This is a genomic window from Bradyrhizobium diazoefficiens USDA 110 (genome assembly GCF_000011365.1).
GTDB classification, from domain to species: Bacteria; Pseudomonadota; Alphaproteobacteria; order Rhizobiales; family Xanthobacteraceae; genus Bradyrhizobium; species Bradyrhizobium diazoefficiens.
In genome coordinates this window covers 409,841-423,132 of the sequence record NC_004463.1, presented here as the reverse complement: position 1 = coordinate 423,132, position 13,292 = coordinate 409,841, and the positions used below count along the sequence as shown (strand labels likewise).

Annotated in this window: 13 protein-coding genes; 9 read left to right on the top strand and 4 right to left on the bottom strand. The window is 65.6% G+C overall.

What is annotated here, in order from left to right; genetic code table 11:
- The first annotated feature begins 73 nt into the window (after positions 1–73).
- From BJA_RS01965 to BJA_RS01945, 5 genes are all read left to right on the top strand, one after another.
- Entirely contained in the window at positions 74–547 is a 474-nt protein-coding gene (locus BJA_RS01965; RefSeq protein ID WP_011083224.1) for a chemotaxis protein CheW, read from the top strand.
- A 31-nt stretch (positions 548–578) separates the two neighbouring features.
- Entirely contained in the window at positions 579–965 is a 387-nt protein-coding gene (locus BJA_RS01960; RefSeq protein ID WP_028143851.1) for a response regulator, read from the top strand.
- A 61-nt stretch (positions 966–1,026) separates the two neighbouring features.
- Complete coding sequence (locus tag BJA_RS01955) at positions 1,027–1,905, top strand: CheR family methyltransferase (RefSeq protein ID WP_011083222.1); 879 nt, start codon at positions 1,027–1,029, stop codon at positions 1,903–1,905.
- A gap of 2 nt (positions 1,906–1,907) precedes the next feature.
- Positions 1,908–2,225: a hypothetical protein gene (locus tag BJA_RS01950; RefSeq protein ID WP_011083221.1), complete on the top strand. Its 318-nt coding sequence runs from the start codon at positions 1,908–1,910 to the stop codon at positions 2,223–2,225.
- Between the two features lie 141 nt (positions 2,226–2,366).
- On the top strand, positions 2,367–2,870 hold the full coding sequence (locus tag BJA_RS01945; RefSeq protein ID WP_011083220.1) for a response regulator: 504 nt from the start codon (positions 2,367–2,369) through the stop codon (positions 2,868–2,870).
- 52 nt (positions 2,871–2,922) lie between these two features.
- On the opposite strand, the gene BJA_RS01940 is transcribed toward BJA_RS01945, so the two are convergent.
- Positions 2,923–3,228 (bottom strand): hypothetical protein, encoded by a 306-nt coding sequence (locus tag BJA_RS01940; RefSeq protein ID WP_028175690.1) that lies wholly within the window; start codon positions 3,226–3,228, stop codon positions 2,923–2,925.
- Between the two features lie 166 nt (positions 3,229–3,394).
- Here BJA_RS01940 and BJA_RS01935 point away from each other — a divergent pair, with 166 nt between their 5' ends.
- On the top strand, positions 3,395–4,030 hold the full coding sequence (locus BJA_RS01935) for a response regulator transcription factor (protein WP_011083218.1): 636 nt from the start codon (positions 3,395–3,397) through the stop codon (positions 4,028–4,030).
- Positions 4,031–4,142: 112 nt separating this feature from the next.
- Here the strand turns inward: BJA_RS01935 and BJA_RS01930 are convergent, their stop codons facing one another.
- Together BJA_RS01930 and BJA_RS01925 are read right to left on the bottom strand one after the other, a co-directional pair.
- Complete coding sequence (locus BJA_RS01930) at positions 4,143–7,739, bottom strand: PAS domain S-box protein (RefSeq protein ID WP_011083217.1); 3,597 nt, start codon at positions 7,737–7,739, stop codon at positions 4,143–4,145.
- Entirely contained in the window at positions 7,717–8,136 is a 420-nt protein-coding gene (locus tag BJA_RS01925; protein ID WP_011083216.1) for a response regulator, read from the bottom strand. The genes BJA_RS01930 and BJA_RS01925 overlap by 23 nt, the downstream gene beginning before the upstream one ends.
- 393 nt (positions 8,137–8,529) lie before the next feature.
- On the opposite strand from BJA_RS01925, the gene BJA_RS01920 reads away from it, so the two are divergent.
- Positions 8,530–10,701 carry a HAMP domain-containing methyl-accepting chemotaxis protein gene (locus BJA_RS01920; RefSeq protein WP_011083215.1) on the top strand — a complete coding sequence of 724 codons (2,172 nt, stop codon included), beginning with the start codon at positions 8,530–8,532 and terminating at the stop codon, positions 10,699–10,701.
- Here the strand turns inward: BJA_RS01920 and BJA_RS01915 are convergent, their stop codons facing one another.
- Positions 10,702–11,412: a GntR family transcriptional regulator gene (locus BJA_RS01915; RefSeq protein WP_011083214.1), complete on the bottom strand. Its 711-nt coding sequence runs from the start codon at positions 11,410–11,412 to the stop codon at positions 10,702–10,704.
- A gap of 94 nt (positions 11,413–11,506) precedes the next feature.
- Between BJA_RS01915 and BJA_RS01910 the strand changes: the two genes are divergently transcribed.
- Together BJA_RS01910 and BJA_RS01905 are read left to right on the top strand one after the other, a co-directional pair.
- Entirely contained in the window at positions 11,507–12,526 is a 1,020-nt protein-coding gene (locus BJA_RS01910; RefSeq protein ID WP_011083213.1) for an ABC transporter substrate-binding protein, read from the top strand.
- Complete coding sequence (locus BJA_RS01905; RefSeq protein WP_011083212.1) at positions 12,526–13,287, top strand: ABC transporter ATP-binding protein; 762 nt, start codon at positions 12,526–12,528, stop codon at positions 13,285–13,287. The genes BJA_RS01910 and BJA_RS01905 overlap by 1 nt, the downstream gene beginning before the upstream one ends.
- The last annotated feature ends 5 nt before the right edge of the window (positions 13,288–13,292 follow it).

Here is a 13,292-nt window from a genome sequence, read left to right as displayed (position 1 = left end):
TCCGGAAAAGTGTGAAGCGGTTTTCCGACGAGATCATGCTCAAAACGAAAAAGCGGGATCAGGAGATACGCTGATGGCCAACAAGACCCAGTCCACCGAAGGCGCCATGGTCGAATACGTCACCGCGATGATCGGCGGCCAGCTGTTCGGCCTGCCGATCTCCCGCGTCCAGGACGTGTTCATGCCCGAGCGCGTCACCCGCGTTCCGCTGTCCTCCCGCGAGATCGCCGGCGTCCTCAACCTGCGCGGCCGCATCGTCACCGTGGTCGACATGCGCGCCCGCCTCGGCCTGCCGAGGCCCGAGGACGGCAAGGTGCCGATGGCGGTCGGTGTCGACCTGCGCGGCGAATCCTATGGCCTGCTGATCGACCAGATCGGCGAGGTGCTGCGCCTGCCCGAGGACGGCAAGGAAGAAAACCCTGTCAACCTCGACCCCCGCATGGCCAAGCTCGCCGGCGGTGTCCACCGCCTCGACGGCCAGCTCATGGTCGTCCTCGACGTCGATCGCGTCCTCGAGCTCGAAACCAAAGTGCAAATGGCTGCGTGAACCAACGAAACATCGAAGCCGGAGAACCAAAATGAAGACCTGTTTGGTGGTCGATGATTCCAGCGTCGTGCGCAAGATCGCGCGCCGCATCCTGGAAGGCCTGGAATTCCAGGTCACCGAAGCCGAGGACGGCTCGAAGGCGCTCGAGATCTGCCAGCGGCAACTGCCCGATGCGGTGTTGCTCGACTGGAACATGCCCGTGATGGACGGCTTCGAGTTCATGGGCCACATGCGCCGCCTGCCCGGCGGCGACCAGCCGAAGGTGGTGTTCTGCACCACCGAGAACAACGTGGCCCATATCGCCCAGGCGCTCAGCGGCGGCGCCAACGAATACATCATGAAGCCCTTCGACAAAGACATTATCGCCGACAAGTTCGCTGAAGTCGGCTTGATCCCGGTCGGACAAGCCATGGTCTGAGTGTGTCTGGCCCGAGTGTTCCGGCCAGAGTGTTTTCAGTACAGCTTTCGAGAGGCCATCTGTGACCCCGACCGAGTATGAGTATCTGCGCAAGTTCCTGAAGGACAATTCAGGTCTCGATCTGTCCGCAGACAAGCAGTATCTGATCGAAAGCCGCCTCTTGCCGCTCGCCCGCAAGGCCGGGCTCTCCGGCATCCCCGAGCTCGTGCAGAAGCTGCAGGGTGGCTCGCGCGCGCTCATCACCGACGTGGTCGAAGCCATGACCACCAACGAGACCTTCTTCTTCCGCGACAAGGTCCCGTTCGATCATTTCCGCGACACCATCATGCCCGAGATCATCAAGGCGCGCGCCGGGCGCCGCAGCGTGCGGATCTGGTGCGCCGCCGGTTCGACCGGACAGGAGCCCTATTCGCTGGCGATGTGCCTGAAGGAGATGGGTGCGGCCCTCACCGGCTGGCGCGTCGAGATCATCGCGACCGACCTGTCGCAGGAGGTGCTGGAGAAGGCCAGAGCCGGCGTCTACAGCCAGTTCGAGGTGCAGCGCGGCCTGCCGATCCAGATGCTGGTGAAATATTTCAAGCAGACCGGCGAGACCTGGCAGATCAATCCCGAATTGCGGGCGATGATCCAGCACCGCCAGCTCAACCTGCTGCACGACTTCGCCCAGCTCGGTACGTTCGACGTCATCTTCTGCCGCAACGTGCTGATCTATTTCGACCAGGACACCAAGATCAACATCTTCAACCGCCTGGCGCGCCAGATCGAGCCCGATGGCTTCCTCGTGCTGGGTGCCGCCGAAACCGTGGTCGGACTGACGGATACGTTCAGGCCGATTCCCGACCGGCGCGGCCTCTACAAGCCGAACGATCCGCGTGCAGCCGTGGCCAAGCCGGCTCTCGCCGGCGTGGCGCCGCGCATGGCGGTGATGGCGGGACGATAGGCATGGCCGAGGATGGAAAAGGCGCGGAGCGCGTCACCTTCAGTCGCGGCTATGATGTCTGCATCATGGCCATCGACGGCACCTGGCGCCGTGACTGCAAGCTCAACGCCATTTCCGACACCGACGCCATCCTTACGGTTGAAGGCTCGATCCAGGGGCTGAACCTGAAAGAGTTCTTCCTGCTGTTGTCGTCCACCGGCCTAGCCTACCGCCGCTGCGAGCTGGTGCGCGTCAACGGCGCCGAAATGGACATCCAGTTCCTGCGCGGCAAGAACCGCAAGAAGCGCGGCGCCGCCGGCGGCCACGACGCGGCAGCCTGACCGGCGCGTGGCGGCGCCGGCGCTTTCCGCCACGTTGCTTTACATTTGCTGAAACATCCGGGCGAATTTGCCGCGGCGGCTTTACGTGGCCTAAGCGCGCGCCGTGTATCCATTGCCTGTCTCAATCTCAGGAATACGGCAATGCCCAGAAGTTCCCTCTCCCCCGTCCCATCGAACCTGCCCGACGTCGCCGAGCGGCGTGCGCTCCAGCTCCTGGTGGTCGATGACGACGCCACGCAGCGCAGCCTGATCACGGTCGCCGCCAAGCAGGCCGGCCACGAGGTCACCGTGGCGCCGTCCGTGGCGGAAGCGATCGAGAAGCTGCGCGCCGCGCGCTTCGACTGCGTGACGCTCGATCTCGTGCTGGAGGATGGCGACGGCATCGACGTGTTGCGCGAGATGGCGAACGCGAAATTCGCCGGTGCCGTGATCGTCATCAGCGGCATGGACGGCAAGCGCCGCAGCGCCGCCCGCAGCTTCGCCCGCTCCGTCGGGATCCAGCTCCAGGGCCTGCCGAAGCCGCTCGATCTGGCGGCCCTGCGCATCAGCCTCGCCAACCTCGGCAAGACCGCGATGGGGCTGCCGGCGATCCACACCTGGGGTGGTGTCGCCAGCGACGCGATCGTGGAACGGCACCGCACCTGACGCGCGGAGCTGCCATGCAATCGGATGCAGCCGCCGCCGCGCCGATCGCGACCTACACCGGGTCGCCGGAATCCGACAGGTATTGCAGGGCGTGGCCAAGGCCCGCCCGGCAGACGTTGAGGGCGGCACTCGCCGTGGCATAGCGCGGCGTGACGTCGTCGAGCACGAAAATGTCGGCGGAACCGGCCTGATCGCCGTTGTCGTCCTGCTCCGGGCCTGCATCGATCATGGCTGCGTCGATCAGGCGCATGCTGCTCTCGATCTGCGCGATCAGGCAGCGAAGGTCGGCCGCAATCAACTGACGGCTGTCGGCCTCGGGCGTCGTGACGAGAGGTGGCGTGCTGGCCAAATTTAGCATGGATATTCTCCGTCCCCCGCAATTAGGCGCCATGCCGCTACTTGTGCGTTAAGTCTATGTCCCGTACAAATACGGGTGGGCCGAATCCGCGCCGAACGCCATAACGGTTGGCGCGGACGCGAGTCCTCAATGCCGAATGGACTCTAATGCCAATTGGACATGGCACATGGCCGAACAAACCTCTCGCGGTGAAATCTTCGTAGTCGACGACGACCCGGCTGTTCGCGACACCTTGTCGATGGTGTTGAAGGCGGCGGGCTATGAGGTGATCTGTTTTGCGGACGGCGCAGCGCTGCTCTCCGTCGCGCGAAACCGCACACCGGCTGCGATCCTGCTCGACGTGCACATTCCCGGAAAGTCGGGTCTCGACATTCTGAAGGAGCTGCACGGTGAGGATTATCCGGCGCCGATCTTCATGATCTCCGGGCAGGGCGACATCACAATGGCGGTGGGCGCCATCAAGAGCGGCGCGCTCGACTTCATCGAGAAGCCGTTCCGCGGCAGCGAGATCGTCGGCCGCCTCGACGAGGCGATCGGCGCCTATGCACGCAGGCAGGCGGAGAACGCAGCGCCGAAATTCGGCTCGCTGCATTTCCCCGGACGCGAGCCGTTGACGCGGCGCGAACGCGAGGTGCTCGAGCAGTTCGCCGCCGGCGCTTCCAACAAGGAAGCCGGCCGCACTCTCGGCATCAGCCCGCGCACCATCGAGGACCACCGCGCCAACATCATGAAGAAGCTCGGTGCGCGCAATGCCGCCGACCTGATCCGGATCGTGATGACCGCGGCGCAGCGCGCGTCGTAGGGTCGGTTGCATCGCGGACATTTCTTCGTCATTCCGGGGCGATGCGGAGCATCGAACCCGGAATCTCGAGATTCCGGATCGCGCTACGCGCGTCCGGAATGACTCCCAAGCCTCACCCCAGCAGCGCCTTGCGGATGATCCGCGCGAGATCCGATTTGCGGTAGGGCTTTGCGAGCAGCAGAACGCCCGAATCCAGCCGGCCGTGATGGATGATCGCATTCTCGGTATAGCCTGACGTGTAGACCACCCTGAGATCGGGGCGCGTCTTCATCAGCTCGTCGGCGAGCTGCCGTCCGTTCATCCTGCCGGGCATGATGACGTCGGTGAACAGGAGGTCGAACGGCTTTCCGGCGGCGACGATCGCGAGCGCTTCCGCGGCGTTCGCAGCCTGCAAGGTGACGTAGCCCAGCGCATGCAGCTGCGCCAGCACGTAGTCGCGCACCAGCCGGTCGTCCTCGACCACCAGGATCGTCTCGTGTCCGCCCTCGATCGTCGCAGGGATCACACCGTCGCCGACCGCCGTCGCCGTCTTGCCTGGCGGCAGGTACATCTTGATCGTGGTGCCGTGGCCTTCCTCGCTGTAGATCTTGATGTGGCCCGCGGACTGCTTGATGAAGCCGTAGACCATCGAAAGCCCGAGTCCGGTGCCCTTGCCCGGTCCCTTCGAGGTGAAGAAGGGATCGAACACCCTGGTCAGCATGTTGGACGGAATGCCGGTTCCGGTGTCGCTCACGGCGATCAGCACGTAGTGCCCGGGCCGGACGTCGTTGACGCTGGCATAGACCTCGTCGAGATAGGCGGCGCCCGTCTCCACGATCAGCTTGCCGCCGCCGGGCATGGCGTCGCGGGCGTTGAGCGCGAGGTTGAGGATCGCGGTGGTGAGCTGGTTGGGATCGACGATCGCAACGCAGCTCTCCTCCTCGAACACGGATTCGATCTGGATCTGCTCGCCCAGCGTCGGCCGCAGCAGCTTTGCGGTGTCGACGATCAGCGAGTTGATATCGACCTCGCGCGGCTGGAGCGGCTGCTTGCGCGCGAACGCGAGCAGGTGCTGGGTCAGCTCGGCGCCGCGGCCGGCGGCCTCGTCGATCATCCGGGTGATCGCCGCAAGCTCGGGCTCCTTGGCCACTGCGTCGCTGAGGATTTCGATCGTCCCGGTGATCACGGTGAGGATGTTGTTGAAGTCGTGCGCCACGCCGCCGGTGAGCTGGCCGACCGCCTCCATCTTCTCCGCATGGCGGATGCGTTCCTCGGACGCGATCTTGTCGGTGAGGTCGCGGTAGAAGACGTTGAACAGAATGCCTTCGCGGCGCTTCAGCGCCGTGACGCTCAGTTCGGCCTTGAATTCCTTGCCGTCACGGCGGCAGCAGACCAGCTCGCGGCGGCGATTGAGCGTCTGACCGTCTCCGGAATCGAGGAAGCGTGCGAGACCCGCCTTGACCCTCTCGCGCTCACCTGTGGCGACGATGAGGTCGATCGCATTCCTGCCCAGCGCTTCGTCGCGGCGCCAGCCGAACAGCTCTTCGGCCCGCGAGCTCCAGTTCAGGATGATGCTGCGGTCGTCGGTCTGGACGAAGGCGTCGAGCGCGGTCTCGACGATGTTGCGGGCCAGCTGCTCGCTTTCGCGCAAGGACTCCTCGGCCAGCCTTGCCTCGGTCATGTCGCGCCCGACGAAGAAGTAGCGCTTGGCCTGATCGGACCAGTTGCCGAGCCAGGACAGCCAGATCTCGCGTCCGTCCCTGTGGAGGCAGCGGGTGTCGGCGAGCTTCGGGTGCCCGCCGCGCCTGAGTGCGCGCATTTCCTCGCGCGATTGTTCGAGATGGGCCGGGTGGATGAAATCGGCGCCGCTGTAGCCGATCATGTCGTCGGGCCGGTAGCCGAGAATGGCCTCGCAGCTCGGGCTGATCTGCGCGATATGGCCCTGCGAGTCCATGATCATGATCAGGTCCTGCGAGGCGTCGAAAAGCTGCCGCCGCTCCTCGAGCTGCTGCTGTAGCGCCCGCTCGGTCCGTCGCGCCTCGGTGAGGCTGCGCGCCGAGCCCGAGGCGCCGATGATCTCGCCGGAGGGGCCCCTGATCGGTGAGAGGCTCACCGAGATTTCGACCGGGCTGCCATCCTTGCGCAGGCGCACGGTTTCGAAATGTTCGATCCGCTCACCCCTCGCAATCCGCCGAAGATAGTCCTTGCCCTCCTCGCGGCGATCCGGCGGAAGCAGGATCGACGTCGGCTGTCCGATCGCTTCCTCGGCCGAATAGCCGTAGAGGCGTTCGGCTGCCGCGTTCCAGCCGATGATGATGCCGTCGAGCGTTTGCAGGACGATCGAATCGTCGGAGGATTGGACCGCCGCGCTGAACAGGCTTTCGCGGACGGCGAGCTGGTCGCGGACGGCCTCGGTGCGACGCCGCTCCTCGACCTCGTGCTCCAGTGCCGACGTCTTTGCCTTCATCTCCTCGACCATGTGGGCAAAGGCCCGCGCCAGCACGCCCGTCTCGCCGCTTGCATCGACGGGAATGTCCGCTGGCCGTCCGCTGCCGATGGCCTCCACGGCCGCGGTCAGGCGCCCGATCGGGCGAGTCAGGGAGCGCGCCAGCAGCACCGCGAGCGAAGCCGCGGCGAGGACGGCAAGCAAGCCGACGAGCAAGGACGTTTTTTGAATGGCGGCCGGCACGCGGCCAAAGACGGCCGGGGGAATGGTCACGATGATTGCGACCCATTCCTTGCTCGCAAGCAGCGCAGGCGCGATCGCCGCGCCGCTCGGCCGGCCCGATCCATCGGTCGCGAGCTGCGTGGATACTCCCGGCGAGCCTGCCAGGGCTGAGAAAAATGGAAAATCACTGCGCCAGTTGGTGGGGGGGGCGCGCAACGAGCCGAATTCTCGCGTCTGATCGGGATGAACCAGATAGTCGCCGCGCGCATTCACGACGTAGATCTCGCCTCCCGAGCTCGTCGTCGAGCGAATGCGGTCGAGTACCGGACGCATGTCGATATTGGCGATGATGATGCCGAACGGCTTGCCGTCGGGCGTGAACAGCGGCGTCGCGGCCCGCAGGGTCGGAGTGTGCAAGGCCGTGGTTCCCCCCTGGCGGGTCGCGAGTTCGATGGGCGACACATAAATCTCGCCCGGCGCCAGTCGTATCGTTTCCTGAAAGTAGGTTCGTTCGCTCTTGCGCTCCAGTTCGCTGTCGGGGGCAACTCGTACCGCTCCGTTCGGGCCGGAGCGATCGACGCGGACCAGCTCGCGCTGGTCGTCGTCAAGACCGATGATTCGAAACTGTCCATAGCTGGGCTTGGCCTCGATCTCGGCCGCGAGCCGCGCCGCGATACGCTCGCGCCAGGTCTGCTCCGAGACGCCGTCAAGAGCGTCAATTCCTCCGCCGAGGTGGGCCCGGATCAGACCGTTGATTGCCGCGGCGGAGCGATAGCCGACCAAATCGCCGCGAACGCCGGCAACGTAGGATTCAAGATTGGTGGCCAGCAGGCGTGACTGGGCTTCGACCCGCTCCAGCACCCGCGGAATGACGGCTTGTGTGATGTTGCGATAGCCCAGCCAGCCGACGGCGGTCACGGTAGCCGCCACCAGCAGGATCATCGCGATGGCCAGCCGGGTTGCGAGGGTCATGGAGATATTCGCAGGGGTTCCCGGATGACCGTGCGTGTTCTGGCCTGCAGCAGAGGAGACGCCCTCGTCATCGGCGGCCGGTACTGACATCGGGCCCCTCCGGCTTGCCCGCGTCGAGGCAGCCGCTCACCGCGGCGAGCAGCGCGTCTGCCCGGAACGGCTTCTGAAGGCTTGCCACTGCACCGAGCTTGGTCGCCATCTTCAGGAAATCCGGCTCCGCATGGGCGTCCGGCGTGATCGATCGGCCGGAAATGACGATGATCGGAATCGCCGGGGCTAGCGCCCGGATGTGGCGCATCGTCTCCAGCCCGTCCATGCCGGGCATGAAGATGTCGAGAAACAAGAGGTCGAACGGGCTGGCCTCGAACAGCGCAAGTCCCTTGTGGCCGTCGCCGGCGACGGTGACGTGATGACCGGCTCTCTCCAGAAGCAGCCGGATCGTGATCTGCACGGCCGGGTCGTCATCCACGATCAGGATGTTGGCCACGTCTGAATTCCTCCGGGTCGGCTGGGACGTTCCAGTGACCGCAAATCAAGGCATCAAATACGAAATTGTTGCGCGGATTCTATCCGCCCCGCAAGCGCCTCGCGTCTGCCGCGATTGCCTTTCCTGGCGCGCCGGGAGGCAATGCCTTGCACATCATACGCACTCTTGCGTGCATTTGAGGTCGGGCCTGGTTCCAAACATCGTAACCCGTTTTAGCATCGGGAGATATTTCTCTCGCCGTAGTTGTACGGAACCCGAGCCTTCACTATGGATTAAAGGCCGCTGACTACAATCTCCGATAGTCCTCGTATCAGTATTTCGCGCATTTCATTGCTCACATTCTGGCGTCCCACCACGCCAACCGATCAACCGACCACCAGCACGAGATCTTCCATGTTCAAATCGATTGCGAACACCGGAATTCGGACCCGGCTGCTCGGCGGCTTTGCGCTGATCTGCATTCTGCTCGCCGCGACCGTGATCTACACCGTCGCCGCCGTCTCGGACATCTCGTCGCGGATCAAGACGGTCGTGGATCTGCGAGCGCCGGTCGCAGTCGCAAGCACGGAACTCGTCGGCAATCTCTACTCCACGCTCTCGGTGCTGCGCGGCTATCTGCTGACCGGCGATGCGCAGGGCAAGCGTGACCGGGCGGCGGTCTGGGCCGACCTGGATCGCACCGCCGCCGCGGTCGACCGCATGGCGGAGGGGTTTTCCAACCCGCAGAACAAGACCAACTGGAGCGAAGCCAGGGCGCTGATCGCGGAATTTCGCCAGGCCCAAGACAAGGCCGAGCTCGCCGCCTTCACTCCGTCGGCCTATCCGGCGAGCGAGCTCCTGGCCAAGGAGGCCGCGCCGCTGATCGCGACCATGTTCGCCGAGATCACCGCGATGATCGACGAGGAGGAGGCGCTGGAGGCGACGCCCCAGCGCAAGCGCCTGCTCAAGACCTTCGCCGACGTGCGCGGCAATCTCGCCGCGGCGGGATCGCAATTGCGGCTCTACGTCGCCTCGGGCGAGGCGGCCGACCGTGACAAGTTCGAAAAGCCGCTCGCGACCTTCAGGGCCGCGCTCGCATCGGTCGGCACCCAGGCGGATCTGCTCACCGAAAGGCAGGCGTCCGCTTACCGGGCCATCGCCAGGGCGAACGAGGCCTTCACCCCGCTGCCGCAGAAGATCTTCGCGATCCGCCAGACGCCGCAATGGAACGCGCCGGTCTTCATCCTGTCCACCGAGGCCGCGCCGCGCGCGGCCCGCATCCTCGATCTGCTCGACGGTCGCAAGGACACGGATGGCAAGCGCTCCGGCGGACTCAAGAGCGACCAACAGTCGAAGCTCGCCGAGGACGCCCGCAGCGTGGCCGACGCGGTCGAGAGGTTGCTGCTGCTGCAATGGATCCTGCTCGCCGCGGGGCTTGCGCTCGGGACAACGATTGCGATCCTGGTTGCGCGCTCCATCACCCGTCCGATCGTCGAGCTGGTGGGCGATTCCGCGCGCCTGTCCGGGGGCGACACCAGTGTCGAATTCAAGACGGCCGGGCGCGGCGACGAGATCGGAGTGGTCTCGCAGGCGGTGGCGAAGTTCCGCGACAACGTGATCGCCCAGCAACAGGCGGCGGCGTCTCTCGCGCGCGAGGCGGAGGCGCGCGAAGCGGCCAACCGCAACATGGAGGACGCGGTCGAGGAATTTCGCGGGACCTCGCGCGACCTGCTCGCGCTGGTCGGCGAGAACGCCGGCACCATGCGGCAGACCGCAGAGAGCCTCGGCGGCATCGCCAACCATGCGACGAGCCAGGCCGCGTCCGCAGCGACCGCATCCGAACAGACCGCGGTCAACGTCCAGACCGTCGCCGCGGCGGCCGAGCAGCTCGCGAGCTCCATCGTCGAGATCGGCCGGCAGATCGAACTGTCGAACAAGACCGTGCGGTCGGCGGGCGAGGTGACCGCGCGCTCCGAGGCCGAGATCGAAGGCCTCGCGCACGCCGCCCAGAGCATCAGCTCGGTGGTCGATTTGATCCAGGCGATCGCGGGCCAGACCAACCTTTTGGCGCTCAACGCCACCATCGAGGCCGCGCGCGCCGGTGAAGCCGGCCGCGGCTTTGCGGTGGTGGCCTCCGAGGTCAAGGCGCTGGCCGACCAGACCCGCAATGCGACGCAGGACATCGCTCAGCACATTGCCGCGATCCAGAACTCGACCGGCAGCGCAGTCGCCTCCGTCAAGGAGGTCGCAACCGCCATGCGCCGGATCGACGAGGTGACCGCGGCGATTGCCAGCGCCGTGGAGGAGCAGGGCGCCGCGACGCGGGAGATCTCGCAGAACGTCCAGATGGCGGCGTCGGGCACGCAGACGCTGGCGACCAGCATCGGGACCGTCTCCGGCGCCATCGCGGAAACCAACCGCTCGGCCGACGACGTGATGGGCGCCGCGAACCACGTTTCTGGAGCGGCCGAACGCCTCGCCACCGAGGTCCAGGCCTTCTTCGTCAGGCTGCGCACTGGTCCGATGGACCGCCGCAACAGCGACGATGCCGATTATCGCGGGCCGGACCGGCGCAACGCCGCCTGACTAGTCCGTCAGGTACTCCGGGTGGTGGCTCCGGATCTTGTCGAGCTCGCTCAGCGTGCCCGACAGATGCTTGCGCAGATGCTGTTGCGCGGCATCGGCGTCCCCGGCCTCGATCGCGCGGGTGATCAGCCTGTGGTGGCGCACGATATTCTGGGCCTTGCCCGGTGAGGGCAGATGCAGCCGGCGCAGCCGGTCGATATGGCCGCTGCGGCTGCGCACCAGTGCCCACAGCTCCTGCTTGCCGGCGGCGGCGTAGAGCTGGGCGTGGAAGTCGTTGTCGGCGGCCATGAACGCCTCGAACTCGCCGGCCTTCGCGAATTGCTGCTGGAGTGCGATGGCGTGGTCGAGGCGGATGATCAGGGCGTCGTCATGCTTCTCCGCGAGCAGGCGGACGATCTCGAGCTCCAGCGCCTGGCGCAGGAAATGCGCCTGCTGGGCGCGGCCGATGTCGATCCGGCTGACCACGGTCGCGTGCTGCGGAAAGACGTCGACCAGGCCCTCTTCCTCGAGCCGCATCAAGGCATCGCGCACCGGCGTCGAGCTGACGCCGAACTGGCCGGCGAGCTCGGCGCGGGACAGCGGCGCGCCCGGCGGCAGCTCCAGGGCGATGATCGCATTGCGCAGCCGTTCGAACACCTGCGGCGCGGCCTGGCGGGCGCGGTCGAGCCGGGCGGGTCGTGCCGCGCGCGGCGCGGTATGGGTTACTTCCATGTCGGGTCCCGCGGGCTTGCCTTTGATGCACTAATATATTAGTGCATCAGCAGGGTCAACGCAGCTCGACGCTGGCCGGAGGAAACACACAACAATGATGATGCATCTTCGTAGCAAGCTTGCGGCTGCCGCCCTGATCGCCGCAACCGCCCTCTCGGTGTCCGCGGCGCATGCACAGCAGAAGTCCGAGATCTCGCTGTCGCGCCAGCCCGGCATTTTCTACATGCCGAGCCACATCATGGAGAAGCAGAAGCTGATCGAGAAGCATGCCGCCAGCCTCGGTGTGCCCGGCGTCACGACCAAATGGGTCACCTTCTCCGGCGGCGGCGCCCAGACCGATGCGCTGCTCGCGGGCGGCGTCGACATCCTCAACACCGGCACCGGCAATCTCCTGTTGCTGTGGGACCGTACCCGCGGCGGCGTGAAGGGCATCGTCGCAACCTCGGCGCAGCCGATGACGCTGATCAGCCGCGATGCCAACATCAAGTCGATCAGGGATTTCGGCCCCGGCGACAAGATCGCGGTGCCGACGGTGAAAGTCTCGACCCAGGCGATCGTGCTTCAGATCGCGGCGGCCGAGGCCTTCGGCGCCGATCAATGGTCGAAGCTCGACGCCAACACCGTGCAGCTCGGCCATCCCGACGCCTATGCGGCGCTCGCCAATTCCAAGCACGAGGTGCACACCCACTTCTCGATCCCGCCCTTCACGTTCCTGGAGCTGAAGAACGTGCCGGGCGCGCATGTCGTGCTGTCGTCGCCCGACGTGATGGGCGGCCCGCTCAGCCAGGCCCAGTTCTTCACCACGACCAAATTCGCCGACGCCAATCCCAAGATCATCCAGGCCGTGCGCGACGCCACCAAGGAAGCGCAGGACCTGATCCGCAGCGACACCAGGCAAGCCGTCGAGATCTACAAGGAGATCACCGGCGACAAGACCTCGGCGGAGGAGCTGCTCGATCTGCTGAAGGAGCCCGGCATGATGGAGTGGAATCTCGAGCCGCAGGGTACGATGAAATTCGCCGCCCATCTCTACAAGACTGGCACGCTGAAGAATCAGCCCAAGGCCTGGACCGACTATTATCTCCCCGTCGCGCACGACCTGAAGGGCAACTGATGGCGCTGCTCGACGTCAACGGAGTGACGCTGCGCTATAAGACCTCCAGCGCCGTCGTCACCGCCACCGAGAGGGTGAGCTTCACCGTCGACAGGTCCGACCGCTTCGTGCTGCTCGGACCGTCCGGCTGCGGCAAGTCGACCCTGCTCAAGGCCGTCGGCGGCTACATGAGCCCGAGCGAAGGCCGCATGAGTATCAACGGTCGCGAGATCCACGGCCCGGGCGCCGACCGCATGATGATCTTCCAGGAGTTCGACCAGCTGCTGCCGTGGAAGACGGTGCTCGCCAACGTGATGTTTCCGTTGCTGACGGCGCGAAAGCTGCCGCACAAGGACGCCGAGGCCCGCGCGCGGGCCTATATCGAGAAAGTCGGCCTCACCCGCGTGGTCGATGCCTATCCGCACACGCTGTCCGGCGGCATGAAGCAGCGCGTCGCGATCGCGCGCGGCATGGCGATGGAGCCTGACATCCTGTTGATGGACGAGCCGTTCGCGGCGCTGGACGCGCTGACGCGCCGGACCTGCCAGGACGAGCTGCTCCAGCTCTGGAGCGAGACCAAATTCACCGTGCTGTTCGTGACCCATTCGATCGCGGAAGCGATCCGCATCGGCAACCGCATCCTCCTGCTGTCGCCGCATCCCGGCCGCGTCAAGGCCGAGGTGGTCGATGTCGACAAGGTCTCGAGTGCGGACGGCAGCGCCGGCCGGCTGGAGAAGGAGATCCACGATCTCCTGTTCGCCGCCGAAGCCACCGCGCATTGAGGGAG

Excerpts from the sequence above, each read along its gene's own strand:
- BJA_RS01945 (WP_011083220.1), top strand. The coding sequence starts at position 2,367 with ATGCCCAGAAGTTCCCTCTCCCCCGTCCCATCGAACCTGCCCGACGTC.
- BJA_RS01915 (WP_011083214.1), bottom strand. The coding sequence starts at position 11,412 with ATGGAAGTAACCCATACCGCGCCGCGCGCGGCACGACCCGCCCGGCTC.
- BJA_RS01920 (WP_011083215.1), top strand. The coding sequence starts at position 8,530 with ATGTTCAAATCGATTGCGAACACCGGAATTCGGACCCGGCTGCTCGGC.
- BJA_RS01960 (WP_028143851.1), top strand. The coding sequence starts at position 579 with ATGAAGACCTGTTTGGTGGTCGATGATTCCAGCGTCGTGCGCAAGATC.
- BJA_RS01950 (WP_011083221.1), top strand. The coding sequence starts at position 1,908 with ATGGCCGAGGATGGAAAAGGCGCGGAGCGCGTCACCTTCAGTCGCGGC.
- BJA_RS01935 (WP_011083218.1), top strand. The coding sequence starts at position 3,395 with ATGGCCGAACAAACCTCTCGCGGTGAAATCTTCGTAGTCGACGACGAC.
- BJA_RS01910 (WP_011083213.1), top strand. The coding sequence starts at position 11,507 with ATGATGATGCATCTTCGTAGCAAGCTTGCGGCTGCCGCCCTGATCGCC.
- BJA_RS01930 (WP_011083217.1), bottom strand. The coding sequence starts at position 7,739 with ATGTCAGTACCGGCCGCCGATGACGAGGGCGTCTCCTCTGCTGCAGGC.
- BJA_RS01965 (WP_011083224.1), top strand. The coding sequence starts at position 74 with ATGGCCAACAAGACCCAGTCCACCGAAGGCGCCATGGTCGAATACGTC.
- BJA_RS01940 (WP_028175690.1), bottom strand. The coding sequence starts at position 3,228 with ATGCTAAATTTGGCCAGCACGCCACCTCTCGTCACGACGCCCGAGGCC.
- BJA_RS01905 (WP_011083212.1), top strand. The coding sequence starts at position 12,526 with ATGGCGCTGCTCGACGTCAACGGAGTGACGCTGCGCTATAAGACCTCC.